General features: G+C 34.6%; 24 protein-coding genes. 3 read left to right on the top strand and 21 right to left on the bottom strand.

What is annotated here, in order from left to right; translation table 11 throughout:
* Positions 1–33: 33 nt before the first annotated feature.
* From P177_RS10260 to P177_RS10230, 7 genes are all read right to left on the bottom strand, one after another.
* Complete coding sequence (locus P177_RS10260; protein ID WP_084684666.1) at positions 34–708, bottom strand: SCO family protein; 675 nt, start codon at positions 706–708, stop codon at positions 34–36.
* Entirely contained in the window at positions 705–1,328 is a 624-nt protein-coding gene (locus tag P177_RS10255; protein ID WP_036154474.1) for a toxin-antitoxin system YwqK family antitoxin, read from the bottom strand. Before P177_RS10255 ends, P177_RS10260 begins: the two co-directional genes overlap by 4 nt.
* Before the next feature lie 5 nt (positions 1,329–1,333).
* Complete coding sequence (locus P177_RS10250; protein ID WP_036154472.1) at positions 1,334–2,125, bottom strand: YHYH protein; 792 nt, start codon at positions 2,123–2,125, stop codon at positions 1,334–1,336.
* Between the two features lie 239 nt (positions 2,126–2,364).
* Positions 2,365–2,985, bottom strand: coding sequence for a hypothetical protein (locus P177_RS10245; RefSeq protein WP_036154471.1), 621 nt, complete (start codon positions 2,983–2,985; stop codon positions 2,365–2,367).
* An 11-nt stretch (positions 2,986–2,996) separates the two neighbouring features.
* A complete protein-coding gene (locus tag P177_RS10240) occupies positions 2,997–4,037 on the bottom strand; it encodes a YHYH protein (protein ID WP_051941798.1) in 1,041 nt (346 codons plus the stop codon).
* A 36-nt stretch (positions 4,038–4,073) separates the two neighbouring features.
* Positions 4,074–4,823: a hypothetical protein gene (locus tag P177_RS10235; protein ID WP_036154469.1), complete on the bottom strand. Its 750-nt coding sequence runs from the start codon at positions 4,821–4,823 to the stop codon at positions 4,074–4,076.
* Positions 4,824–4,932: 109 nt separating this feature from the next.
* On the bottom strand, positions 4,933–5,214 hold the full coding sequence (locus tag P177_RS10230; RefSeq protein WP_036154467.1) for an EF-hand domain-containing protein: 282 nt from the start codon (positions 5,212–5,214) through the stop codon (positions 4,933–4,935).
* A gap of 189 nt (positions 5,215–5,403) precedes the next feature.
* Here P177_RS10230 and P177_RS10225 point away from each other — a divergent pair, with 189 nt between their 5' ends.
* From P177_RS10225 to P177_RS10215, 3 genes are all read left to right on the top strand, one after another.
* Entirely contained in the window at positions 5,404–6,501 is a 1,098-nt protein-coding gene (locus tag P177_RS10225) for a sensor histidine kinase (RefSeq protein WP_036154465.1), read from the top strand.
* Complete coding sequence (locus P177_RS10220) at positions 6,494–7,168, top strand: LytR/AlgR family response regulator transcription factor (protein WP_036154462.1); 675 nt, start codon at positions 6,494–6,496, stop codon at positions 7,166–7,168. Before P177_RS10225 ends, P177_RS10220 begins: the two co-directional genes overlap by 8 nt.
* A 188-nt stretch (positions 7,169–7,356) precedes the next feature.
* Entirely contained in the window at positions 7,357–7,914 is a 558-nt protein-coding gene (locus P177_RS10215; protein WP_036154461.1) for a DUF4494 domain-containing protein, read from the top strand.
* A 67-nt stretch (positions 7,915–7,981) separates the two neighbouring features.
* Here P177_RS10215 and P177_RS10210 read toward each other — a convergent pair whose 3' ends face one another.
* From P177_RS10210 to P177_RS10145, 14 genes are all read right to left on the bottom strand, one after another.
* Positions 7,982–8,620, bottom strand: a complete 639-nt coding sequence (locus tag P177_RS10210; protein WP_036154458.1) for a fasciclin domain-containing protein — start codon at positions 8,618–8,620, stop codon at positions 7,982–7,984.
* Between the two features lie 261 nt (positions 8,621–8,881).
* Complete coding sequence (locus tag P177_RS10205) at positions 8,882–9,385, bottom strand: GreA/GreB family elongation factor (protein ID WP_036154457.1); 504 nt, start codon at positions 9,383–9,385, stop codon at positions 8,882–8,884.
* 108 nt (positions 9,386–9,493) lie between these two features.
* Positions 9,494–10,234, bottom strand: coding sequence for a LytR/AlgR family response regulator transcription factor (locus P177_RS10200; RefSeq protein ID WP_209435187.1), 741 nt, complete (start codon positions 10,232–10,234; stop codon positions 9,494–9,496).
* Between the two features lie 69 nt (positions 10,235–10,303).
* Entirely contained in the window at positions 10,304–11,323 is a 1,020-nt protein-coding gene (locus P177_RS10195; protein ID WP_036154455.1) for a hypothetical protein, read from the bottom strand.
* Positions 11,323–12,645: a YHYH protein gene (locus P177_RS10190; RefSeq protein WP_036154453.1), complete on the bottom strand. Its 1,323-nt coding sequence runs from the start codon at positions 12,643–12,645 to the stop codon at positions 11,323–11,325. Before P177_RS10190 ends, P177_RS10195 begins: the two co-directional genes overlap by 1 nt.
* 46 nt (positions 12,646–12,691) lie before the next feature.
* On the bottom strand, positions 12,692–13,726 hold the full coding sequence (locus P177_RS10185; protein WP_036154451.1) for a sensor histidine kinase: 1,035 nt from the start codon (positions 13,724–13,726) through the stop codon (positions 12,692–12,694).
* 6 nt (positions 13,727–13,732) lie between these two features.
* A complete protein-coding gene (locus tag P177_RS10180) occupies positions 13,733–14,953 on the bottom strand; it encodes an ABC transporter permease (protein WP_036154449.1) in 1,221 nt (406 codons plus the stop codon).
* A gap of 2 nt (positions 14,954–14,955) precedes the next feature.
* Positions 14,956–15,699, bottom strand: a complete 744-nt coding sequence (locus tag P177_RS10175) for an ABC transporter ATP-binding protein (RefSeq protein WP_036154447.1) — start codon at positions 15,697–15,699, stop codon at positions 14,956–14,958.
* A gap of 2 nt (positions 15,700–15,701) precedes the next feature.
* Positions 15,702–16,934 carry an efflux RND transporter periplasmic adaptor subunit gene (locus tag P177_RS10170; protein ID WP_036154444.1) on the bottom strand — a complete coding sequence of 411 codons (1,233 nt, stop codon included), beginning with the start codon at positions 16,932–16,934 and terminating at the stop codon, positions 15,702–15,704.
* Positions 16,934–18,265, bottom strand: coding sequence for a TolC family protein (locus P177_RS10165; RefSeq protein ID WP_036154442.1), 1,332 nt, complete (start codon positions 18,263–18,265; stop codon positions 16,934–16,936). The genes P177_RS10170 and P177_RS10165 overlap by 1 nt, the downstream gene beginning before the upstream one ends.
* 158 nt (positions 18,266–18,423) lie before the next feature.
* Positions 18,424–21,426, bottom strand: coding sequence for a WD40/YVTN/BNR-like repeat-containing protein (locus P177_RS10160; RefSeq protein WP_036154440.1), 3,003 nt, complete (start codon positions 21,424–21,426; stop codon positions 18,424–18,426).
* A gap of 159 nt (positions 21,427–21,585) precedes the next feature.
* Positions 21,586–22,434, bottom strand: a complete 849-nt coding sequence (locus P177_RS19425; protein WP_051941797.1) for an MORN repeat-containing protein — start codon at positions 22,432–22,434, stop codon at positions 21,586–21,588.
* A 21-nt stretch (positions 22,435–22,455) separates the two neighbouring features.
* Positions 22,456–23,289 (bottom strand): DUF2490 domain-containing protein, encoded by an 834-nt coding sequence (locus tag P177_RS10150; RefSeq protein WP_036154437.1) that lies wholly within the window; start codon positions 23,287–23,289, stop codon positions 22,456–22,458.
* Between the two features lie 3 nt (positions 23,290–23,292).
* On the bottom strand, positions 23,293–25,182 hold the full coding sequence (locus P177_RS10145) for a hypothetical protein (protein WP_036154436.1): 1,890 nt from the start codon (positions 25,180–25,182) through the stop codon (positions 23,293–23,295).
* Between the last annotated feature and the right edge of the window lie 188 nt (positions 25,183–25,370).

Raw genomic sequence — 25,370 nt, 5'->3', positions numbered from 1 at the left:
TAGAAATAGCAGAATTTAAAACTATCTCCAGTATTAGATTTCGTTAAGTAAAGCCTCAGTGTCCGTTATCAATTGCGCTATAGATGCTCTATTTAATCCGTTATAAATACCTCGTATATGCTTGTTTTTATCAATGAGCAGAAAGTTTTCTGTGTGTAGAAAATCATTAATATCTTTTGGAATTCCTAAGTCGTTTTCTACAAAATATTCGTTTCTTCCTAAATTATAAATTTCGTTCTTATCACCGGTCACCAAGTGCCATTTAGAATCAATAACTCCGTTTTTTTCAGCATATGTCTTCAATACAGAAACGGAATCTATTGAAGGAGTTACTGAATGTGAAAGAATAGCTACTTCATCATTGTCTAAAAAAGCCTCTTGTACCTTGGTCATATTATTTGTCATTTTAAGACAAATACCAGGGCAAGTAGTAAAAAAGAAATCAGTAATATAAATTTGGTTTTCGAAAGACTTCTGGGTCAATGTATCTCCTAACTGATCAACCAGCTTAAAATCAGGAATTTTGTGAAATTGTTTTTCTTCTTCAGTATTAGGAGTTATCCAATGTGGGGTAAATGATTCATCATTATAATAAGGCAAGTGCTCTACCCTACTGGTCTCTTTAACCTGTATGTTCTCTTTTTTCACTGTTTGTTTACAAGCAGCAAAAAGAAATACAACAACTATAGAAAGTACTGTCTTGTTCATAATAATTCGTTTTCTGATCTAATTACAACTTCATCCTCTAATTGATAGCAAGAATTGGCTCTTCTCAATCCAAAAATACGTCCGTTTTTAGCTTCGTAATTAACATACAAGGTTCCGTTTTTTAGCCACGCTTTTTGTAATCCCTCCTCTTGTCCATTTACTAAATTGCGTTCTTTTGCCAATTGACCGTCTGGATACCATTTTTTCTCCTTACCATGCATTTTGCCATTTACATACATGGCATCTTGCGCCAATTGTCCATTTTCCCACCATGATTTATAACTGCCTTCTATTCTGTTATCTTTATAATAATACTCTACCCGCAATACGCCGTTTGTGGAAAACCTTTGTACAACACCTTGTCTTTTTCCTTCAATAAAACCCACCTTTTCAGCCAGTTGCCCATTCTCATGTAAAGCTAATGAATAGCCATCATAAGGTGAGTTTTTATAATACCATGTACCTTCTAATTGATTTAGTTCTAATTCTTCCTTAAACTTAGTTACATTTTCAATAACCAATTGCTCTTCCTTACTTTCTGTTGTTTCAGGTGCATGTTTACAGCTGTTCAATGAAATGAACAAAAGCGAAACGAATAAATAAAGAGAAGTGAATTTCATAAATATTAGTATCCTTGGTATGGACCGGCAAAAGCCAAGTACGAACCTGTTGTTGAATATACCTCATTAATGATATGGTAGTGATATTCCTCTTCACCATCGGTATATTGTGTAGTGGAAGTATGTCCGCCAGAAGCATCTAAATCCGTAGGATAATCTCCGGTTGCACTACATTTTCTTCCGTAAAGAAAAACGCCATCCAATAATATACCTACTAGGTTATCATCATCATCCGTAAAAGCTTTAGGCTCTAAATGATAATGATAAACTCCAGGACCAATATGAGCACCTGTCCAGTCTAAACTACCTGCAGCTTGGTCTAACGCCCCACCACCTTCTTGATCATTAAATATTGAGGAACCACTTACTGCTATACCAATAGTATTCAATTCTGTTTCTACAGTGCTCCCCGTTAAATTAGGGGTAGCATCTACACGAATAGTTGTTGCATTATTATTGCTGGACATAATGCTAGGGGTTTTATCCACATCATCTTCCTCTCTATAAAGAGAATTACCCTCTCCCCAATAAACAGTTTCATGATTAGGCAAACCTGTGGTCTCAATGACTACCTCAGATCCATCTAAATAAATGGTAACTGCATCTGTATTAAAAGCACTGTATGCAGCATGCAGTTCAGTAGCAATTTCTTCATCTTCCTCTTCACTATCAGAACTTACAATATCTTCAAGAACATCATCATCTACACTATCACTACTACATGCTAAAAGTGTTATAAATGACAAGGCTATAACTAGCGAAGATTTTGGTATTCTATTTAAACTGTTTTTTCTCATAATTGTTAATTTAATGGAGTTTTATAAGTGTCGCTCAATGTATTCTTAGTTGGATAAATATGTGTTTTTTTTATGACCATTTAAGTTTACGGCACAAGTATAATCATATGTTTATATGGAATTTTCAATAATCAGTGAACTACCGACTGTATTAAGCGAATGACCGATGTTTTAAAGTTGATGAATTTTTGATAGGTTGTAAAAATCAAAAAATCTAACCGCTAATTGTAATAGTTAGGTTATTCAATAGGAACTTTTGAAAGAATGGTCTTTTGAACGATAAAGCTAAATACCAAAAGACTAATTACGATTATTATGGCAAAAGTAGAATTGAAGCTTGCATTCTGTTCGTTAGGCTCAATAAACTTATTTCCGCTTGCTATAAGTTCTTGTGTATGACCATTCTCGTTATTTAAAACAAACTGGTCTTTTTGAAAACCGTCTTTAAATAAAAACAGCGCACTTTGGCTTCTACCAATATCCTTAAAGGTGGTGTTTGTTACCTGTAAGGACTGTAAATTAGAAGGTATTCCAAATACTTCGAATACGACTTTAGTTTCATGACCTAGCTTTACTATACCTTGACCAAAGTTGATTTTTGAGCCATTGTTATAACTAATTTCAAGGTTATTCTTAATATGCTCTAAAACCATTTGTTGAAACTCCTCGGGGGAATTATAAGGAGTTTCGGTAAAATGGGTTCTAACCTCTTGTTGAAAAGCAGTTAATGAAGAACTGATCTGTAGTATCCATGTGCCATCTCCTTTTTCTACCAGCATTGTGGTAGAGATATCTGGGTTATGAGCATAACCTAGCATGGAACATAGCACTACGATACAAACTGATATATACTTTTTCATATCCTTGATTTTTAATTTACGTACGCACCCTTTAATCCATCGATAAAGTTATTGTTCCCTGCTGCATCTACGTGGTAATGATAACCTCTGGTGTCATCTTCATGGCCTCTTAATTCATCTAAGCCAGTAGCCTCTTCACCACTACTGTCCGATAGTTCGTAAATACCGAAACCGTCTAGAGCATAACCTATTAATGCGGCATGACCATCTTCTTGAACAATCTTGGTACTAAAACCGGTAGCAGCATGATAATGATATCCTTGGTGTACGTTGATATGACCACCGGCATCGTCAAAAGGTGCCAAGGTATAGGCGCCAAGAATATTATCTACAGGTGCCGGAGCAGAAAATTCGATACCGTTTAAGGCAACACCACGGGTAGATGGTGCAGTGGTTGTTTGCGGACCTTGTGCAGCGGTATTAAAAAGTACTGAAGTATTTTGAGCCACTGGAGTGATGGGTATGGTCCAAGTCTGACTTAGATCGGTTATATAGGAAGGTAGGCATTCAACACAAAAATTTTCGTATTCAGCACCAACGTTTGGGTTGGCTGCATTAATACAATCATCTTCGGTTTCTGTAATATAAATGTCTCCGTTTTCATCATACATCATCCAATTATCATCGTTATAGAATTCAGCTAAATTCTCTACAAAGGCACCATCAACATCATATACTTCACCACCTTCTAACCAAATACCACCTTCTGTAGCGTCATCTTCAATATTACCGGGGCACCAAGGTCCCATTTCATGATCACCGGGCAAGCTCGTTGTTACTATTTCATAGCAATCGGTTTCTGTACCATCTGATAGTGTACATGGTACCAAGGTTATGGTAACCGACCCATCTTCGGTATAAAAATATGAAGCATCTACGCTTACCACATTTGTGTCTTCATCTGTAGAGTCGTTAGTGGTAACCGTATCTTCACCATCTTCGGTCACCAAATCATCTGAAGAGGCATCTTCGTTACTACAGCCAACAAAACTGATAATGACAAAGGTGAAAATAGAGAAAGCTAAAACGTGATATTTACTTTTCTGTATCATAGTTCAATGGTTTAAATTGATGTTGTTTTAAAGTGTTTAGGATCTGTTCAGTTCTTGATTCAATTTTGTGGCAATTATTTTTGTTTTATTTCTTAAGTTCCTAGCAATTGTAAGCTGATCTTTGGTCTGCAGCAATCTATCTATTACACTATTTTGATATTCCCTACTAACAAGTAATTCAGAATAGTTAGACGAATTGCCATAATTTTTTATCCGCTGATAATTATAACTGTCTTCCGGTAAAATTTCTATTAAAGAAATATGCTTTTCTATAACCGGTTTTAATCGCTCGGTAATAATATTCTCAATCTTACCCTGTTGTATGTTGAAATTATCAAGTTCGTTCGGGTAAGCAGCAATAAGCTTTTTAAGGGAATCACTTTCAATAAATTCAAACTTATTGGTGGCGTTTATAGAGTTTATCGCTTCATCTCTAACGATGGTTTTATGATAGTTTAAATTAACAATCATTGATTTGGCGTCCGATGTTAGGTCCGTGGGTTCCACACCTAAGTAGTTGATGGTATTTTGTAAGGTTTGAATATTTTTAGTGTAATCTGCAATAGCACTATCTAATACTCCCAAATTGGTGTTTAGCTCTTGACTTAAGCTTTTATAGATTTTTACTTCTACGATTCTATTTTTTCTAGATTCATTTAAATCATTGATTTTCCATGCAATTAAAAGACCAATTACGATCAGCAGAATTTCACCTAAAGCATATACTAAATAGGTTTTGAACTTTTCTAGTTTTAATAGTTTACTTCTAACCTTTCTGAATATCATTAAATAAAATATTTCCCTTTTGGTAGTAAAAGCTTCACGAATTATCGTGAAGCTTCAAGCTAACAAACAAATTATTGAAATTATAATTCTCTTCAATATTGAGGAAAACTTAGTTTCTAGGTCTTCCTTTTGGTTTTGGAGCCTCGTCGAATTCTTCTTCAGAAATAAAACCATCTTCATTGGTATCTATTTCAGAAAAATTATCCTTTAAAGGACCTTTTACTTCATCTTCAGAAAGCTGACCATCTTCATCTGCATCCATCTCTTCTAAAAGTTTGGCATATGTAGGTGGTTCTTTTCTTTCTCCTCTAGATTGTGCGTTAACAGCTACAGTTCCAAATGCAACTAACATTGCAAAAAGTAATCCTGTTTTTAAAGTAATACGTTTCATATATTTTAATTTTATAGTTAATATTCGAATACAAAGATGTAAGAAACTTTAATGTAATATGAGCGTATTAAGTATTTGCTGTTTACTTTTAAGTGAATGCCATATTATAAACAGCGAACTCTTTAGTATAACCTGTTTATCGCCATATTTACGGGGTATGTTTGAATTTTTATTCCTTTTATTTGCATCATGAACAGACATAAGAATTTTATATTTCATGTAGCCCTATGGTTACTGATTTGGTCAACTGCTTGGATTTTTAGTGGCAGTGATATTCAATTTGCAGTTGAAAATGGATTGGCACTCTTGTTCCAGATTGTAGTAATTGCGATATTGATTTACTATACGGTTCCACAATTATTACTTAAAAAAAAGTATGTAACATTTACTATAGTCTCTATAATTACGGTTTTTGTGGTCACGCTAATTTTAACCAATATTGTTCCTGATCAAATACTAGGGTCTGAAAATACGATAAGACAGATGCCTGGTCCTGGATTTGGACAGAGACCCGGAGCTGGCGGACCAGGAACGGGACCTAGATTTGAAGATGGACCTCCATTAGATATTAATCGTAGACCACCTTCAAGATATTTCATTAATTTGTTATTGATTGCTTTAGCCTATGTAATTGCTACCCTTGTTGAACTATTTTTATTTGCTCAGCGAAAAGAGGAGGAAATAGTAATCAATAAAAATGAGGCTTTACAAACAGAATTGAAGCTATTGAAATCACAGATCAATCCGCATTTTTTATTCAATGCTTTGAACAATATATATGCATTGTCTGCTATAGATTCTGGAAGAACACAACAGAGTATTAGCTACTTGTCAGATATGCTTAGGTATGTTTTATACGAGTGCGAGCAAGAAATTGTGCCACTTTACAAGGAGATAGATTACATTGAAAATTACATAAAACTATTTTGTCTTAAGAGTAGTAAAACATATCCTATAACGACGACTTTTTCAATTGAGAATCAAAATGTTGAAATAGTACCTATGTTATTGATTCCTTTTTTGGAAAATGCCTTAAAGCATAGTAATATTGAAAAAGTAACAGGAACCTTTATTAATCTTAAAATTACTGCTACCGAAAGTAGTATTGATTTTGAGCTAGAGAACAGTAAACCTGAATTTAAGGTAATAAAGGATGATGTTGGCGGTATTGGGATAGATAATGTAAAGAAACGATTGGCAATTCTATATCCTAACCGTCATGAATTACTAATTAATGAAACCACAGAGGCTTTTAAAGTGAATTTAAAACTGCAGTTGAATGAATAGTATAAATTGTATAGTCGTAGATGACGAAGAATTGGCACGAGCCCTACTGATAAGTTATATCGAAAAATTAGATTTTTTGAATTTGGTGGGAGAGGCTGAAAATCCGTTAGAGGCTTTACAATTAATGAAAGAACATGATGTAGATGTTTTGTTTTTGGACATTCAAATGCCCGAGATCAAGGGGACTGATTTTGCTAAAATGGTAGATTCTAATACTAAGATAATTTTTACCACAGCATACTCTCAATATGCTTTGGAAGGATATGAATTAAATGCAGTAGATTATCTATTAAAACCAATAACGTTTGAACGTTTTGTTACTGCTGTAAATAAGGTGAAAAGCAATAAAATAGTAGAAAAGTCCGATTCATTTACTATTAAATCCGGCTATGATTTACATAAGGTGAAATTTGAAGATATTCAGTATATCGTAAGCGATAGTGAGTATGTTACCTTCCATATGGCTGACAAGAAAATTATAAGCAATCAACGTTTAAAAGCCTTAGAACAAGAGTTGCCAAGTGCTATGTTTATGAGAGTGCATAGATCATATATCATTAATAAAAACAGTGTAACCGGCTTAAAAGGTAGAGATTTACTACTGTCAGAGGTTATGATACCCGTTAGTGATTCTTATTATGACCGGGTAAAAGATGAATTGTTTTAATTCGTAATTCTTTCCAATTTTATATTATACAATTGTTCAATATTTCAGAAATTATTGAAAGACTTCTAAGTGTCTAATTTTAAGTAGACTACACTCATCACCCCTAAATTGTGAATATCTATTGCATTTTTTGGCTTTTCAAACTATGACTAAGAAGTATATTTAGCACCCCAAAATAAAAGCAAATTATGAGTGCAACGTGGTACGAGTGTAAAATAAAATATAGAAAGCTAGACGAAGCTTCAGGAATGTTAAAGGTGAAAACAGAGCCTTTTTTGGTTGATGCCATTTCCTATACCGAAGCCGAGAGTAGAATTACCGAAGAAATGTCAGCTTACTTAAGCGATACGGAAGAAATTAAAATCACCAATATTAAGGTCGCAAATTTTGCCGAGATTCATCCGTTCGAAAATTCGGACAGATGGTTTAAATCTAAAGTTTCTTTAATTGCCTTTGACGAAGAAAGCGGTAAGGAGCGTAAGACCAATATGTATTTGTTGATTCAGGCAAACGATGTAAAGGAAGCTTATGACAATACCATAAGTGTAATGAAAGATACCATGGGTGAATACTCTGTACCGTCAATATCAGAATCTCCTATAATGGACGTATTCCCTTATTTCTCTGGTGAAGAAGATGATATGGAGCGTGTTGAGAAATTCAACATATTGAAAGATTCAGTACCGGTTGACGACACTATGGATGAAGAGCTGGAGCTAAGTGATGTCATGAGCAGCGAAGAATAGTTGTTATTTTAAAACATAAAAAAAGAGGACCAATTTGGTCCTCTTTTTTTTAGCATTTTTCTTTTTTTTACTTCATTAAAAGCACATCATTAATAACGTGTACTACTCCGTTAGAAGCTTTTACATTCCCTAAAACAACTTCGGTTTTATTTCCTTTCTCGTCTTTTAGCTCAATCTTATCATTTTTAAGACTTGCCGTCAAATCCTTACCACCCACAGTTGTAAATGTATATTTACCGTTAGCTCCTTTAATTGCGGCTACCAATTTATCACTAGTAATTACTCCCGATACTACGTGGTATTGTAACACCTTGGTCAGCATCTCTTTATTTTCAGGTTTCCCTAGTTCTGCAATCGACATTTTTTTAGGTAATTTTTCAAATGCATTATTAGATGGTGCAAATACGGTATAACTACCAGGTTCTGATAACATTTTATCTAAATCGGCTGCCTTTACTGCAGATACTAGTGTTGATAATTCCTCATTTTTACTGGCAACAGCGGCAATACTGGTAGCCATCATTTCTTTTTTCTTAGCTTCCTCTTTCATTTTCATTTCTTCAGCCTTAACGTTAGCCTCTTCCATGGCTACTTTTTCTTCCATAGCTTTTTTGTCAGCGTCCATTTTTGCTTGGTCTTTACAAGATCCTAATGCTAGTGCGGCAAAGGCGATAAGTGCTAAATTTTTAATATTTCTAGTTTTCATAATTTTTTGTTTATACAGATTTATTCTAAGATAATTCCTTGTTAATAAATGACATTCTACGTTTTACCCTTAAGGTTAAAACTGTCATTTTTTTCAAAACTAGATGTAATATTCAATTAAGATTGACCGTGAAAAAAGAAAAACAGGCTCAAAAAGAAATTATAATTAAAATATTAGAAAGAAATAACTTATTTTAATTAACTGATTAACAGTTAGTTTTTGAAGTGTTAAGTTGTGAGAATGAATTGTTTAATTCTTGGACTAAGAGTATAGAATACCTACAATTTTAAATGTACGGTCGGTTTGTCCAATTTGAAGTACAGCAATTTCATTTACTTTTTTGCCAATTAGCACTCTTGCAATGGGTGAAAGAAAAGAAATTTTATCATCTGCAATATTAGCCTCATCTACCCCTACAATTTGAAACTCTTTAGGTGTTATAGCATCACCTATTAATAAAGAGACTATAGCTCCAAAACGAACTTCGTTTAACGGTTGGTCGTTTAGTTTTACAACTTTTGCCGAAGAAATACGCTCATTCAATAGCTGTAATTTGGCATTTATTAAATTAATGGCAATGCGTTGTTCCTTTTCATTATCTTGATGGGACAATTCCTTATCGGTAATCAGTCTGTTCTTCTCACTTAATAATTTATGTAAACCTATTTCGGTTACATAGTTGGTGGCGCCTAATGGCAAGTCCGCCCTTGGTGGTACCATTGGTATTTCTTCCTGATCCTCTTCTTTTACAAATCCTCTGCTCATAACTATCAATTTCGAATAAAATTAATAGTTACCGCCAAGTAGACTTAATGAGAAGAAATATAAAATTACCTCAATTAATAATATAGCAGTAACGCATCAATCTAACCCTTAAGAATTCAAAGAGTTGTCGTTAATATATTCTAGAAATCGGGGCTTGTATTGTTCAGATACCGTAATGCGTTGTTTGTTGATTATGATTTGGCTACGCTCGATAATTTCAACATATTTTAGAGATACAATGAAAGATCTATGTACACGCATAAAATTAGATGTGGGCAATTCTTCTTCCAAACTTTTAAGGCTCATCAATGTTAGAATTGGCTTTGGGTTGTCTTTCAGCCAAATTTTAATATAGTCTTTCAACCCTTCAAAATACAGCACATCGGCAAGTTTAATGCGTAATTGTTTGTATTCAGATTTAACGAAAAGAAACTCTTTTTCATCCGAAACAATTTTAGCAGTAGTAGCTCCTTTTCTGACTAATGAAAACCATTCTAACGCCTTATTTGCAGCGGTTAAAAATTCGGCATAATCAAAAGGTTTAAGTAGATAGTCCAAAGCTTCTACTTTAAAGCCCTCTAAAGCATATTGGTCAAAAGCTGTAGTGAAAATTACCCGAGATTCTTTTGGTAACATTTTGGAGAATTCCAGTCCCGTTAAATCGGGCATTTGAATATCCAAAAAAAGTAGGTCTATCTTTTCCGTATTTAAATATTGCATGGCTTCAATAGCACTACTACACTTTTTTTTGAGCGTTAAATACGGGGTCTTCTCTACATAGCTTTCAACTAAATTGACAGCCATAGGTTCATCATCAACAATCATACAGGTAATTTGAATAGCTTCCATATTAGTTATTAAGATAAATTAAAGAACAGTGTTTTCTTGTATTTAATCAGTTACTTTACAATCAGATATTTATTCTACAGTATACCTAACAAGCACTTCGTTATCCAAAATTACATTAGTAGACCATATAAACTGGGCATCAGCAGAATTATTATCGAAAATATCTGTAAAGTTGGTATATGACGGTTTGTTGTCGACTCCAATAACATCATTTGCATATTCAGATGCATTAGGCCATTGACTATCATCAAAGCTTGTTGATTGCCAATCTGATGGAGTTTTCCAGTGTAAGGCAAAGTAAGAGGTTCCATCATCTGAATCTTCGGTACTGCAATTATCACTTAATCTCAAAGCACCTTCTTCAGAAACGCATGATAAATCTTTTATAGGTGCGGTATAATAAGTCTGTGCTTTCCAATTTGAATTTGTAGTGGCAATAATTTCATTGTTGGCATCTTTAAAAACGCCAACCATACCACCATCTCCAGGGTGAAATGCTTTTCCCCTATTGCTTTCTGATCCTAGCCCACTATTCTCTTCCCAATCCACTAATTTCATAGCTATAGTAAAAGGGGTGTTTACTTTAAACCGAACAATGTTAGAATTAAATTGAGTAAAAGGCACATTGTCTTTACCAACAGGCATACCGTTTATGTACATTTCAAAATAATTGTCAGCAAATATGTAGGCCGTAATTACTTCGCCATCTGCATCTACTTCAACGATATCTTTACCATCTAATGCTGCTAAAGCCTCTTCTGCAGAAGCATATTCAACTTTGGTACACGGGTTGAACAAATCTGAAGCCAAAGGGAAATTATCATCCGTAAAATTAACTATTGACGGTACAGTCCAGCTACTACCATCTATTGCTGTAGATGTTCCAATAGGTGCTTTTCTACCTCTATCACAATCGTATATGTTTTCAGTTTCAACTGTTGCTAGTCCTTGAGAAACTGAAGCTGTACCTTTGTAAATACTAATATCTGACTGTGGTGTTGTCTCTGTTTGTGCAGTTTTGTTACTATTCTTACAACCAATTATTGTAAAAGAAATAAGCGTAAGTATTACTAGTGAAGTTTGTTTCATTATTTTCTAGTTTTGTACGTTTCTATAGTTGATGTTCCATCAGGATTTAAGAATTCGTAGGTGTAAACATTTTCCTTATTCCATCCATAATTTATAATATAGTCTTTAGAATCTAAGTGATAAGTTAAAGAGTACGCGTTAGTACTTGTAGATTCAAAATTTATAATTTCAGCTCCGCGTAAAGGTCTTAATGCAGGTCTAAGTTGTTGCGTTCTAGGTTGTGGATAAACTTGGTTTTCAGGAGCTTTGGTTTTAGGATCTAGCACTACTTCACCTCTCATACCTGCAATAAAATAGGGATATTCATCAATAGTGTGGTATTCATAAGATCCGTCTGAGTTTAATATACCTAAGTATTCGTCTAGAGTCTCCGTTGTTTTTCCATAAACAGGAAAACCATCAACGGCATAGGCTACCGGGTTGCCTTCTCCTACTTGATTTTGTAAATGTAACGGTGGTAAATGATAATGGTAATCATCTGCACGACCACAATGTCCGCCCCAATTATCTAATTCTCCAATAGCATTAGCATCTTCACCTCTATTGTTTAAAGGATTAAAAATTGGAATACCATTTACAGCAACCGCAATTGCACCTTTTAAGAGATTCGTTTTTGTAGAAAGTGGATGTTCTGCCATTTTTGGATGCGTAGGTATAGCCCAACTATTATCACCCGTATAATTTTGTTTGATAGGTACTTGTTGCTGCCAGTTTGTAATACCAACCATCATGTCATGATCTGGTAATCCATTTGATGAAACATAGAGGTAGTTCTCATCTGCATATGTTGTAACACCGTCAAATTTTTTAAAAAAGGTTTGCATCAGCGAAATGTCATTTGCCGGTACTTGTATTGTGTTTGATTTAGTATTACCGGTATTCTTACATGATATTATTAAAATTACACTTAAACCAAGTACTCCGTGAGTCAAGTACACGATTTTTTTTCGTTTTAAAAGCTTAAAAATGGAAAAGGACATAAGGAAACCACCTAAACCAATAAGTGCCCATTGAAAACTTGATAATGATTGTGAATCAACCTCAATAGTTGCGCTGCTATTTAAAGAATGAATGAATTCATTCTTAGTTTTAATAAACTTTTGATCAGCTTCTGTAAAGTCTGTAATTTGAAAAGTTTGAATAGTATGATTACCGTCCATAAGCCAAACTTCACCGTTTTCATATGATATAAAATTAGCTTTGATAATTTTATTATTGGCTGGTAATTCCCACTGTCTTAAAGGGTCTCCATGACCACCTTCGTGTGCAAAAAGGTGAATTTGTACTATGAGTGAAATAATCAGTAATAAGTTAATTTTCATATGATTATAATTACAAATTTGTAATTAATTCTATTCAAATCGCTAGTTAAGTCTCTATCTGCAAATTGACCTTGTAGACACCATCTCTAAGTTCTTTTTTGAAAGAATGTTTATTTGGATATAATAATTGTAGTCGTTTTTCCAAGTTCGGTAAACCAATGCCACTACCACTTTTGTCACTATCTTGTTTTGGAAAATTATGATTTTCAATAGTGAAATCCACCTTATTTCCTTTAATAGCCATGTCAATAGAAATCATACTTTTTGTACTGGCAGAAACACCGTGTTTAAAAGCATTCTCAATTAAAGATATAAATAATAATGGCGAAATTTTAATTTGTGAATCACTAACTGGAAAACTAGATTCTACTTCAGTTTTATCTGTTAATCTTAACTTCATTAACTCGATATACTTTCTCATAAATTCAATTTCCTTTGAAAGTGTCACCAATTCTGTATTCGTTTCATAAAGCAAATACCGCATTAGTTTACCTAAACTATGTATGGTAGATTTAGCTTTATCCGGCGAAATATCAACCAATGAATAGATGTTGTTTAAAGAGTTGAAAAAGAAATGCGGTTGAAGTTGATATCTTAGATGTTGTAATTCTGTTTGTAACTTAAAATTATCAGCTTCTTTTCGCTCTGCTTCTGTCTTCACCCATTTTTTAGTCGATTTAATAGCTATGGACAGTAATACAGGAGCCGCATAGGATAACATTTGCACATATATGAACAATTTAAACGGTGGTCCTTCCCTATTTGCATTTGGGGGTCTATTATTAATTAGTTCGCTAAAATAATTATCTTCAATAAACTCTTTCAATAAAATAAAGAAACCGATTAAGACTAAATTGACGATGATAAAAATCAGCGTTTTCTTTGCAAAAAGAAACCTGTCTATGAGTACAAAAAAGTTTAAATAAAATATTACGGCATAGAACAACATTGGTATTAAGAAATGTGCAATCAACCTATTTGTATCCAAATCTTGCCCGTAAGATAGAACGAAGGGCATGCTAAACAACACCAGCCAAATTATAAGATGCTGCGCAATTACTATTTTTTTATTCTTGTACATAATTATTTATTCATAACGTAAAGCTGTAATCGGGTCTAAAGCAGAAGCTTTTCTTGCAGGATACCATCCAAAGAAAATACCTGTAACTGCACAAACAGCAAACGAAATTATTATAGAATACATCGCTACGCTTGTAGGCCAATGTAAGAACTTTTCAATTAAAACAGTAGCGCTAAGCCCTAATAATACACCAAGCACACCGCCCGTAATACTTATTAAAATTGCTTCTATCAGAAACTGCAACAAAATATCTGATCCTTTACCACCTACCGCCATACGAAGACCTATTTCTTTAGTACGCTCCTTTACTGATACGTACATGATATTCATAATGCCAATACCACCAATAAGCAATGAAATACTGGCAACAGCAACTAAAAGTACAGTTAGCATTTCACTAGTAGAACTAAATGTTGATATTAATTCTTCCATAGACCGTACGGTAAAATCATCTTCTTCATTATCCATGAGCTTATGTTCTTCACGTAGAATATCGGTGACCTCTATAACAGCATCAGGAGCGTCATCTTCGCTAACGGCCGACCCCATTATTTGATTCAAATAATCTATTGCCAAAATTCGTTTTTGTACCGTAGTGTATGGTGCAATTACAACATCATCTTGATCTTGACCAAAGGTATTTTCCCCTTTTTCTTCTAAAACTCCTATTACCTTAAACGGAATATTATCAAAACGTATCATTTGCCCTACTGGTTCTTGCCCATCAGGAAATACATTATCGACTACCGTTTGCCCAAGAATGACCACCTTAGAGGCAGATTTTACTTCGGCATCGGTGAACATGCTACCGCTTTGAAGACCAACAACTTTAATTTCTAGATAATCTGGGTTTACACCGTAAATGGTACTGGGCCAGTTGTTGGCTCCGCTAATTACTTGTCCGCCACCATTCACCACTGGTGTAATGTAACTTAATAGCGTAGATTTTTCTTTGATTACCTCATAGTTGTCTAACGTTAAGGTCTGAACATCACCACCGCTACCTCTCGCCGGACCCCTATCATCGGTACCAGGTCTTATGGTAATCATATTAGATCCCATGCTAGAAATGGTACTTCTTATGCTTTCTTTAGAACCTTCACCAATGGCAAGCATTGCAATTACAGATGCTACACCTATAATAATACCAAGCATGGTCAGTAATGTTCTCATTTTGTTGAGAACAATAGCCTTGAATGCAATTTTAAGTAGATTTAATATTCTCATAATCAATGATTTTCTTGTGGTAATTTTGCCAATTCCTCCGCTGCAGATTGTACTTTATGGTTCTTATAATCTTGCATAATACTACCATCTTTTAATACAATTGTTCTACTGCTAAATGTTGCTATATCTGGCTCATGAGTAACGAATGTGATGGTAATTCCCTGTTTGTTCAAATCTTGAAATAGCGACATAATTTCATAAGATGTTCTCGTATCCAAATTTCCTGTTGCCTCATCGGCCAATATCATTACCGGGTTATTTACTAAAGATCTTGCAATGGCCACACGCTGCTGCTGACCACCAGAAAGTTGAGAAGGAGTATGATGTAATCTATCTCCTAAACCAACCATTTCAAGAGCTTTAATAGCACGTTCCCTGCGTTCTTCTGTAGATACTTTACTATTATATAAAAGTGGTAGCTCTACATTCTCAATGGCTGAAGTTCTAGCTAAAAGATTATATGATTGAAATATGAATCCGATTTTTTCATTTCTGATTGTCGCCAATTCATTTCTACTTAAATCTTTCATGCTTACACCATCAATTTCATAGGTGCCCGATGTGGGTTGGTCCAAACATCCTAAAATATTAAGCATCGTACTCTTACCAGATCCACTAGAACCCATGATGGTTACAAATTCACCTTCTTCAATAGTAAATGATATCCCACGTAGGGCATGAACCGTTTCGGTACCCATCGTAAACTCACGCTTTAAGTCTTCAATTTTTATGATTTCTTTGCTCATGGTTATTTCTTTTTACCTCCTGGGCGTTGTGGCATAAACGGACTCTCTTCTGCACCTCCTGCTGGGGCACCAGATTGAGTAGTTTCTGATTTTAAACTATACACCAGTTTATCTCCTTCATTAATACCACTTAATATTTGAACATTTACCCCATCACTAGCTCCTAAAGTCACCTTTTTTGGAGAAATAGCACCATTGGATTCGAGAACCCAAACCCTTGTACTATCATCATTTTCATCAGGTTTTGGTCCCCCACCTTTTGGAGGTTCCACAGTCAATTCTTCTTGTTCATTATAAGCCATCATTTCAGGGGGAGTCGGCTTAAAATTTATAGCCTTCGCTTCTACGGATAGCACATCTTTTAATTCTAAAGTGTAGATTGAAATGGTAGCTGTAAGACCTGGTTTCAATCTTAAATCAGGATTATCGGCTTTAATAACCACTGTATAGGTCACCACGTTCGATGTAATTGTAGGGTCCAACCTTACCTGCGTTACCTCACCTTCAAATTCTTGACCTTGGTAGGCATCCACAGTAAAACTTACACGTTGTCCCTCTTTTACTACACCTATATCGGCCTCATCAACGTCAGCTTCCACTTGCATTTCTTTTAAATCTTGGGCAATGGTAAATAGTGTTGGTGTACTGTAACTTGCGGCAACCGTCTGTCCCTCATCTATATCTCTTGACAGCACCACCCCATCTATAGGAGAATAGATATTGGCATAGCCTAAGTTGGTTCTCGCTTGCTGTAGATCAGATAAACGTTGTGTAACCGTACCTTTTGCAGTCTCATAATTGAAAAAGGCATCGTCATAATCAGATTTGCTAATGACTTGATTGTCATATAGGGACTTTTGTCTATCGTAAATAGTTTGTAAATAATTACGATTGCTTACCGCGTTATCATATGAAGCTTGTGCCTGTATCATAGCAGCTCTAAGATTGGTTTTATCTAATTCAGCAATCAATTGTCCTTCTGTAACTACACTGTTATAATCCACATAGATCTTCTCTACAACACCCGAAACTTGCGTACCTACATCAACTTGATTTATAGGTTCAATAGTTCCTGTTGCTGTTACCATTGTAGTTACATCACCTTTTTTGGCAGCTACTGTTTTGGCTTCAATAGCAACAGTATCATCACCCTTAAAAAAGCTATATGCAACAAAAGCCAAGATGACCAAAATGACACCGCCTATTATGATATTTTTTTTATTTTTCATTTTGATTAAAGTTTAATTTCGTTTCCTTGATAGAATTGTAATAATTGATGGTATAAAATATTTAGGTATTTAGATTGTAAATAATTCTGTTGTGCATTTGTATATGTATTTTGACTGACTACAAGGTCTGTAGTACTTAAATCTCCCAACTCATATTTCTTTTGAGCTAGATTATACGACTGTTCTGCGGCATCTTGTGATGCTTCTGCAGCAACTAGCTGTTCTTGCGATGATAATGCGTTTTGGTACGCTGTTTCTACTTTTTTAATTACCTCTTTTTCTACTGTTTGTTTTTGTATTTCGGCTTTTTCTATATTAAAAGATGCAATTTGTACCGCGGACTTAGTTTGGTTTCTATTGAAGATTGGTATACTAAGACTTAATCCCAATCTTTGATTAAAATTGACATCTAATTGATCGGTGAAATTGTTGTCGCTAATACTTGTGTAACCAGATCCAACACTACCGGTCAATGACAACGTTGGTAAATAACCGCCTTTTGCTATATCTAGCTCTTTTTCATTAATTTCTATAGTGGTTGCACTAGCTTCCACTTCCGGTAAGTATGAAAGGGCGTTGGTATAAATAGCCTCTCTATTTAACTCAAGGTGAATTAAATCTTCATTTTCATCCACGGTTTCAATCTGTAAATCTTCTAATGGAGATAATTCTAATAACTGCTTTAGCGTGATGATGTTTAGTTCATAGTCGTTTTTAGCTGCAATGACATTGTATTTATTAGTTGCGGCTTGACTTTGCGCTTCAGTATAATCGCTCAAAGCAATAGTACCGGCTTCCAATCTAGATTTTGCCCGATTTACCTCTTTTTCAGAGGCATTAAGATTGTTTTCGGCAATAGTAATTCCTTCTTTACTATATAGTGTTTGTAGATATGATTCTAATATGCTGATAACAATATTGTTTTTGGCCTCTTGTGCCAATAAACTATTTTGTTCAATTAAAAGTTTGTTCTGCTTCACCTGATTGGTTAACTGATTTCCCTGAAAGAGTGTAACAGAACTATTTATTCCAAGATTGGTACTAAGTATTTGGTCGGAAACATAATCACTGGTTATGGGGTCAATAGAAGTACCGCTAGAAAAATTTTGAGAAGCACTACCAAAAAGATTCGGTAGTTTGGCAGATTTGGACTGATTGTAATCTACTTCAGAAATACTAGTATTTAAATCGGCATCTTTTAAAGTGATATTATGCTCAATGGCATAAGAAATACAATCTTCTAACGACCATATTTTTGAAGTCGTATTGGTTTCTACATCTTGACCAAATGTAAATTGGGTAAGTAGAATGACAGCTATGAATATATAATGTTTCATTTAAGCGTGTTTATAATTAACACACCAAATGTGAAACTTTATACTTCCTTATTAAAAAGGAATAGAAGTCTACCTTATATTTTTATACAGAAAGTGGAATTTTATCGATGAGAATTTTTGGGCAATTACTATTTAAACTGCAATTGCCCATTTTTAGTTTAGTTCAATTCCACTTGATTTTTTATGGTATTAAACTGTAATTGAAGCTCTTTTAAACGCTCTACTTCTTCATTGCCAGGTATTTTATCTGCACCGCCAACGATGTAAGATAAATAGGCAATTTGAGGCACTAGCATTTGCTGCGGATAAGCTCCTTCATCATTCTTGATTGCTTTTAATGTTTTCTCTAAAGAAGCTTTTTTGTCTCCTGTTGTTTTCTTGATTTCTTTCTCTAATTGCGATTGAAATTTTCTAGCCTCGGTCAGTAGCGCTAAAACTTTATTTTCAAAAACTAAATGATCTTTTATAATTGTTTCATCGATGCCTTCTTCAGCTAATCTTGGATCAACCAGAATTTCAAAAGTTTGCTCAAATGTTTCTTCACCCACAGTTAATTTCGCTGTATATGTTCCGGGTGGCACCATAGGTCCATTTTTGTAGCTTCTAGATTCTTTGTCGCTCCATGCTCCTTTTTGGCGCATATCCCATTGAAACCTATTAATACCTTTTTTAGTTTCTAATTTATTGTCAAAGTAACTAAAAGCCATACTAAGCCCCATGTTCTCTACTTCTTCTTTAGTAGATTTCACTTTTGTAGAGTCACTTATGATAGTTGCTATAGATTGATTGTTAGCATCTAAAATTTCTAATTGCACTTCGCTTTTAAGTTCTTTTGGTAGGTAGTAATCAATTAGAACTCCCGTTGAAGGATAGTCAGGAAATCCTTTTGCTCTTCTTGGCGTACGATATCTAAAGGTATTATCTGGTTTAAACAATACAGGGGTATCATCTAAATTAGCAATAGCAGAATCTCTTAAAGAGGTAATGTTATCCAATACCCAAAAACCACGCCCCATAGTACTTAAAACCAAATCACCTCTTTTGATAATGATATCGGTAATTGGTGTTACCGGTAAATTTTGCTGAAAAGATTTCCAATCTTGTCCATCGTTTAAAGAAACGAACATGCCGTATTCAGTACCTGCATATAAGACTCCCGCTGTTTCAGGGTCTTCACGTAATACTTTAGCGGTATAGTCAGACGGAATTCCGTTTGTAGCAGTACTCAATAACTCCCAAGTTTTACCATAATCTTCCGTTCTATAGAAATATGGAGTAGTATCACCTAATAAATGTCTATCTACAGATATATAGGCAGTGGCAGGATTAAATTGAGAAGGTTCAATAGACTCCACTCTACCACCTTTAGGCATTTTCTTAGGTGTTACAGTCGTCCAAGTTTGTCCGCCATCTTGTGTCAAAGAAACCACACCATCATTAGATCCTGTCCAGATTAAATCTTTTTTAATTTTTGATTCTCTTATGGAATATATAGTACTGTAATATTCTTCACCAGTAATATCTCTAGTAATCGGACTGCCTGAAATCACTTGCTTGTCAGCTTCAAAAGCTGTTAAATCCTGAGAAATGGTTTCCCAAATAACACCGTCATTTCTTGTTTTATGCACAAACTGCGAACCCATATACACAACATCTGGATCATGAGGTGAAACATGAACAGGAGCTACACGTTGAAAACGATATTTTAAATCTTTAGGATTATGACCATAAATATTAGAAGCACCAATAGAATATTCCCTACCTACTCCAGTAATTTTGTTATAGACACTAAAACGACCTTTGCAATTGTTATAAACGATATTATGATTTCCTGGTTTTGGGATTGACGGACCAGTTTCACAACCACCTACCTCAATCATAACCTGCGTACCCTGAGCGGAAGTTCCACTAGGTGCTGAACTTGGTATGGCAATGGTGGTATTATCTTGTTGTGCACCATAGATCCAATAAGGATATTGGTCATCCACAGCAACTTGATATATCTCTGCCGTTGGCTGATTGAATTGTGATGACCATGTTTTACCACCATTATGAGAAACATTGGCACCACCATCATTACATTGTATTAGTAAATCTGGATTATTAGGGTTTAACCAAATATCATGATTATCGCCGTGTGGAACCGACATCATCGTCCAATTTTTTCCGCCATCGATAGACTTTAATAATGGGTTGGCATTTGAATACACTATGTCAGGATTGGTAGGGTCTAATTCTATATTAATATAATAGAAAGGTCTATTGACCAACCCTTTATGATTAGATGTCTGTACAAAGGTTTTACCTTGATCTACAGATTTGTATACACCGCCTTCATCACCAGGAGCTTCAATTACCGCATAAAGAATACTTGAGTCTACTGCTGAAACTGCTAAATCTATTTTACCGATTAGTCCTTGTGGTAATCCTGTTTCTAGTTTAATCCAATCTTTACCGCCATTTACAGATTTATAGATTCCTCCTTCTTTGTTTTCTCCTCCAGATATAATAGTCCAAGGTGTACGTTGTGCTTTCCAAGCAGCAGCATAAACAACATTAGGGTTTCCGGGTAATAGCTCTAAATCTGCAAATCCGGTTGTGTTAGATATGTGTAGCATCTTTTTCCAAGTAACACCACCATCTATAGTTTTGTAAATACCACGTTCTTCATTTGCTTTGAATGCATCGCCAATTGCTGCAACCCAAACGATATTGCTATTGGTAGGGTCAATTTCAACCGCTCCTATTTGTCCTGCTTTTGCCAAACCGATATGATCCCAAGTTTCTCCGGCATCTATAGATTTATAAACTCCTTTACCACTAATGATGTTACTACGTAGTCCATCAGAACCAGTACCAACATAAACTATATTAGGGTCATTGACGGCAACTTCAATAGCTCCAATAGAGGGCGTATCAAAAAATCCGTCAGAAACATTGTTCCAAGATGTACCATAATCATCGGTTTTCCATACTCCAGCACCTGAAGCTCCCAGGTAAAAAGTGCCCGGTAAAACAGGTGTACCGGTAACCGTGGTAACACGACCACCTCTTGATGGACCAATTGTACGATACTCCAATGCTGAAAAATCTTGAGAAAAAAGGGATGAAGAAATGCATACAAATGATGCAATGGCTAGGTAACGAAAGAACGATTTCATTTAGGTTTGAATAATAGTTTGGTTAAGACCTAAAGTTACTTAAACCATTACGCAAAACATACGTTCAAGATGATTTTTGCGATTTTCTTATTTTGACAATTCTTTATTGAGATTAGAACTGATCTATTTGATAAAATTTATGCAAAATAAATTCCGGTACTATTTTTTGTTCAATTTGTCCGCTTCCTTAAGCTTATCATTCTCCCAAATGCCACTAATAACAGAGCCTTCTTTCTTGTGAAAAATACCTTTGCCATTTCGCTTGTCGTTTTTCCACTGTCCTTTATATTTTTCACCGTTTGGCCAAAAATATGTTCCCTCACCATTTCGCATGTCATCTTTATAGCTGCCAATATAATATTCACCATCAGGCCAATAAAAAGTACCGTTGCCTTCACGTAAATTGTCTTTCCATTCACCTTCATACCTGCTACCGGTTTCAAGAACAGCAATACCTACACCATTAGCCTTATTGTTTTTCACTTGACCTACATAATGTAGACCAGTTCCTTTTTTACTAGTAAAACTTAGATATTCACCAAAAGATTTATTGTTCAGTTGCTTACGCATGTTATTTAACTGAACTCGTGCTTTTTCTAGGGCAAAATTAAGAGAATCAATACTTCTTATTTCACTTTGCGAAACCGGAGCTACAGCAATTGAATCTACAGAGATTTTTTCTGTTCCCTTTTCAGAAGTATTTACCGTATTATTTTGCATTAATTTTTGAGCAAGGGCAATACGTAAAGGAATAACGCTGTTCAGCTCTTCATGATTTTGAAGTGTGGTATTATAAGATTCAATTGCTTTATTATAATCACCTTCCATTAATACAGAATCAATTGCCACTAATTCTTTATTACCGGTTACAAGTACATCCAATTCCTCTTTTGCCTTGCTACTCTCCCCTATCTCATTTTCTAGAGTACTGGATTTAACTCCGAAATAAAGAGCTAGTGCAGAAATGATAGCAAGCAAACTGTATAATGTAATATCCTTTTTTTTCATACTTTTCTTATTACTGACCCTCTAGTCCGTTAAGTGAATTTCAGGAAGTTTGTTCTTTACCTTTCTAAAATCAGGAGAATAGTAAACATGAAATCTCATTGCCCAGCTTTGCTTATAATATCCTCCGTTAGCTAAATCTTGCCCTTGGGAATACATTGCTCCTGCCGCAACTGTTAATCTTGGCGTTAGAATATAACCTAGTGTAGTGGTTAAACGCAAATCTTCCATAGGGCTTGCAACAACCGCTTTTCCACTTTGCATGATCAATTCTGCCTCTGGTGCAACGTAAAAAGTTTTTGGTTTTAACTTGTGATTGTTCAGAGGAATTTTCATTCTAAACATATACCTCCAACGATTTCTAAAGATGTATTCACTATTTTCGGCAAAACCTTGTGTCCATCTATGTTCTATACGAATACGATGATAAATCATCATACTGGCAAGTGATTGTGCAAACTGATATTGATGCCAAATACGCCATTCTGGTACTAAGTTACGATCTGTAGAAGCTTCATCAGTATTGAAGTTAAGTCTTAAAACTCCACCTAATCGAACATTAAAATATTTAGAGTGAATATACCCAATGGCATGTCTATTATATACCTGGGCTACCTGACCAAAAAATGGTGTAGCTTCTGTTTCTTCTAATCTAAGGTGGGTTTGCGCATCCCAAAATAAGCGTTTGCCAATTCTAATATTACCATAAGTATTGATCCAGGTCTTTGTACCTAAATCTTTATATTTTGAATACTCAGGCAATTCTACAGCCTCTTTCTCTTGTGAAAATCCTTGAAATATTAGAAAAAACAAGAATAAGAATATAAGCTTTATGCTATATGTACGAAACGTTTTCATAGGCTATTGCTTTGCAGTGTTTTGTACATTCAACATTTCTAATATAGTAATAGGGTCTTTTTGCCTCTTTAACTTGCGTTCAAGTTTTTTGGTGTCCTGGTTTTTTAATTCTAGAATCTTGGTATATGTAGTATTGATAGTGCTGTTTAATTCTTTAGTAGTATCGCAAGACAAGTGTTGGTCTATCTCATTTAAGAAATAAGGTTCTAACGTTTTTGAATAAGCTGATGTTATTCGTTTTTTAATATCCTCATCCATCAAAGTTGCCATAAACGGATTCCAAATTCTATCAGTATAGCTTTCTTTTATTGTAGTTTGATATATTGGCATTTCTGAAACCGTCTTAGATAACTCGTTTAAATTATTAAGACATTCAACTGTTGTTCTAGCAGCAGATAATCTGTTTTCTGCAGATTTCACTTTAGAATAGTCGTTTATAGTTTTACTGGTAAAAGACTTCAGTTGTTTTAAGGCTGTCGCGTATTTTAAAGGAATATTTGAACTGGTAGAATCAATAAAAACCATCATTGAATCATTTCTAATAATGATTTCTTCTTCCAAGCTAGCCAATTCGTTTTGACGTTTTTCTTGAGCAAGTGTTTCTTTTACTTCATTTGCAATAGACAATATACCGTCATAGCCCATTTTAGCAACAGCTTCAATTTTTTCTATGTTGGGAGTGTCAGCAGATATTGAAACGCTTGAAGGAATTGTATAAGATTTAGAAGATACAACACTATCTATTTGTATCTCAATATCCATTTTAGGTTTTGGAAGTCCGTTAGCAAACACGTGATTGATTAATTGCTCTTGAGAAGTGTATTCCAATATTTCCAATGAATCATAACTCACAATTTCTTGAATAGGATTTAAGAAATTCTCCTTCAATTGAACTACCGTATTATATTGATAAGCAGTATTGTTATCGGATAATCTTAAGATGTTCAATTGTGAATTATGCAAGATAGACTCACCTAACTCATGTGCTTTTTTATAATAAGATACAATGCTATCAACTTTAGTGATTTCTAAGGAGTCAAGCGGGTAATAAGGTACCTTTACTTTTAACTCTGGTAGAAATTTTGATTTACCCAATTCAGATAATATCTCATCTACTTCTTGATAACGTGCTGCATTTTGCTTTAAAAGTTCAGGTAGACTATTATGATGAAGAATATCAACATCTACTTGCGAAAGTTGAATTTCTAAAGCATTAATATAACCCGCATTTAGATTGATGATTTTAGTTTGACCGTTATACCCTTGGTAAGCCTTTATAGTTTTATGATCGTTTTCATCATCTACTCTAATAGACTGTAATAGTCCATCTTTAAAAAACCAGCTTTCAGATTGGTCCATACCGTTAGAAGGAAACAACGACCACTCGTCATGCGCCAAACCATCTCGTAGAAATCTACCTACCAATGTATAGTTTTCGTTATTGATGCTAAAGTTTTGCTGTGGTACACCGTTATCGAAAGAAATAACACTTTTAAATAAGGTCTTGGATATTTCGGAATTTTCAATTTCTTCTTCTACAATAGTCCATTTACCATTGGGCTTACCCATTTTAATTTTACCGATAGCAGATTTCTGAATTCCACTTACTAAGACACGGTATTGATAATCTATAACTTCAGACTGACTTTTTGAATTGAATTCTCCGAATTGAAATTTCCAGGGACCATTTGCCGTACCGTCTACGAAAGCACCCTTAAATTGAAAGGAGTAATCTTGTTTCTCTAAAAGTTCTTGAAGATTGGAACGTAGTACTGTAAAATCGCCATCAAGAACGGTGTCGTTCTCAACAATTTTATAAGAATACGTTGCTTTACCGTTATACTTCCCTATTTGTAAAGGTCCGTTATAGGTTTGTATTTCTTGTGCATTCATGGGAATTGATATTCCGATGATAATGAACACAAGAAATTGTAGTAATACTTTGATAGTTAGCCTAATCATGTCGCAAAAAAACGAAAATAGATTCAGACTAGTAAATTAGAACAGTAAGAATATTAACTTTTTATTAAATGTTTTTAAACAATTGAGAATGAAGTAATAAAAACTGTAAATCATTAAAT

The sequence above is a fragment of the Maribacter forsetii DSM 18668 genome (assembly GCF_000744105.1).
Classification (GTDB): Bacteria; Bacteroidota; Bacteroidia; order Flavobacteriales; family Flavobacteriaceae; genus Maribacter; species Maribacter forsetii.
Note: the sequence above shows the minus strand (reverse complement) of the source record. Positions and strands in the feature narration are given on the sequence as shown.

Coding starts and splice junctions, on each gene's coding strand:
- P177_RS10260 (WP_084684666.1), bottom strand. CDS start 708: ATGAACAAGACAGTACTTTCTATAGTTGTTGTATTTCTTTTTGCTGCT.
- P177_RS10255 (WP_036154474.1), bottom strand. CDS start 1,328: ATGAAATTCACTTCTCTTTATTTATTCGTTTCGCTTTTGTTCATTTCA.
- P177_RS10250 (WP_036154472.1), bottom strand. CDS start 2,125: ATGAGAAAAAACAGTTTAAATAGAATACCAAAATCTTCGCTAGTTATA.
- P177_RS10245 (WP_036154471.1), bottom strand. CDS start 2,985: ATGAAAAAGTATATATCAGTTTGTATCGTAGTGCTATGTTCCATGCTA.
- P177_RS10240 (WP_051941798.1), bottom strand. CDS start 4,037: ATGATACAGAAAAGTAAATATCACGTTTTAGCTTTCTCTATTTTCACC.
- P177_RS10235 (WP_036154469.1), bottom strand. CDS start 4,823: ATGATATTCAGAAAGGTTAGAAGTAAACTATTAAAACTAGAAAAGTTC.
- P177_RS10230 (WP_036154467.1), bottom strand. CDS start 5,214: ATGAAACGTATTACTTTAAAAACAGGATTACTTTTTGCAATGTTAGTT.
- P177_RS10225 (WP_036154465.1), top strand. CDS start 5,404: ATGAACAGACATAAGAATTTTATATTTCATGTAGCCCTATGGTTACTG.
- P177_RS10220 (WP_036154462.1), top strand. CDS start 6,494: ATGAATAGTATAAATTGTATAGTCGTAGATGACGAAGAATTGGCACGA.
- P177_RS10215 (WP_036154461.1), top strand. CDS start 7,357: ATGAGTGCAACGTGGTACGAGTGTAAAATAAAATATAGAAAGCTAGAC.
- P177_RS10210 (WP_036154458.1), bottom strand. CDS start 8,620: ATGAAAACTAGAAATATTAAAAATTTAGCACTTATCGCCTTTGCCGCA.
- P177_RS10205 (WP_036154457.1), bottom strand. CDS start 9,385: ATGAGCAGAGGATTTGTAAAAGAAGAGGATCAGGAAGAAATACCAATG.
- P177_RS10200 (WP_209435187.1), bottom strand. CDS start 10,234: ATGGAAGCTATTCAAATTACCTGTATGATTGTTGATGATGAACCTATG.
- P177_RS10195 (WP_036154455.1), bottom strand. CDS start 11,323: ATGAAACAAACTTCACTAGTAATACTTACGCTTATTTCTTTTACAATA.
- P177_RS10190 (WP_036154453.1), bottom strand. CDS start 12,645: ATGAAAATTAACTTATTACTGATTATTTCACTCATAGTACAAATTCAC.
- P177_RS10185 (WP_036154451.1), bottom strand. CDS start 13,726: ATGTACAAGAATAAAAAAATAGTAATTGCGCAGCATCTTATAATTTGG.
- P177_RS10180 (WP_036154449.1), bottom strand. CDS start 14,953: ATGAGAATATTAAATCTACTTAAAATTGCATTCAAGGCTATTGTTCTC.
- P177_RS10175 (WP_036154447.1), bottom strand. CDS start 15,699: ATGAGCAAAGAAATCATAAAAATTGAAGACTTAAAGCGTGAGTTTACG.
- P177_RS10165 (WP_036154442.1), bottom strand. CDS start 18,265: ATGAAACATTATATATTCATAGCTGTCATTCTACTTACCCAATTTACA.
- P177_RS10160 (WP_036154440.1), bottom strand. CDS start 21,426: ATGAAATCGTTCTTTCGTTACCTAGCCATTGCATCATTTGTATGCATT.
- P177_RS19425 (WP_051941797.1), bottom strand. CDS start 22,434: ATGAAAAAAAAGGATATTACATTATACAGTTTGCTTGCTATCATTTCT.
- P177_RS10150 (WP_036154437.1), bottom strand. CDS start 23,289: ATGAAAACGTTTCGTACATATAGCATAAAGCTTATATTCTTATTCTTG.
- P177_RS10145 (WP_036154436.1), bottom strand. CDS start 25,182: ATGAATGCACAAGAAATACAAACCTATAACGGACCTTTACAAATAGGG.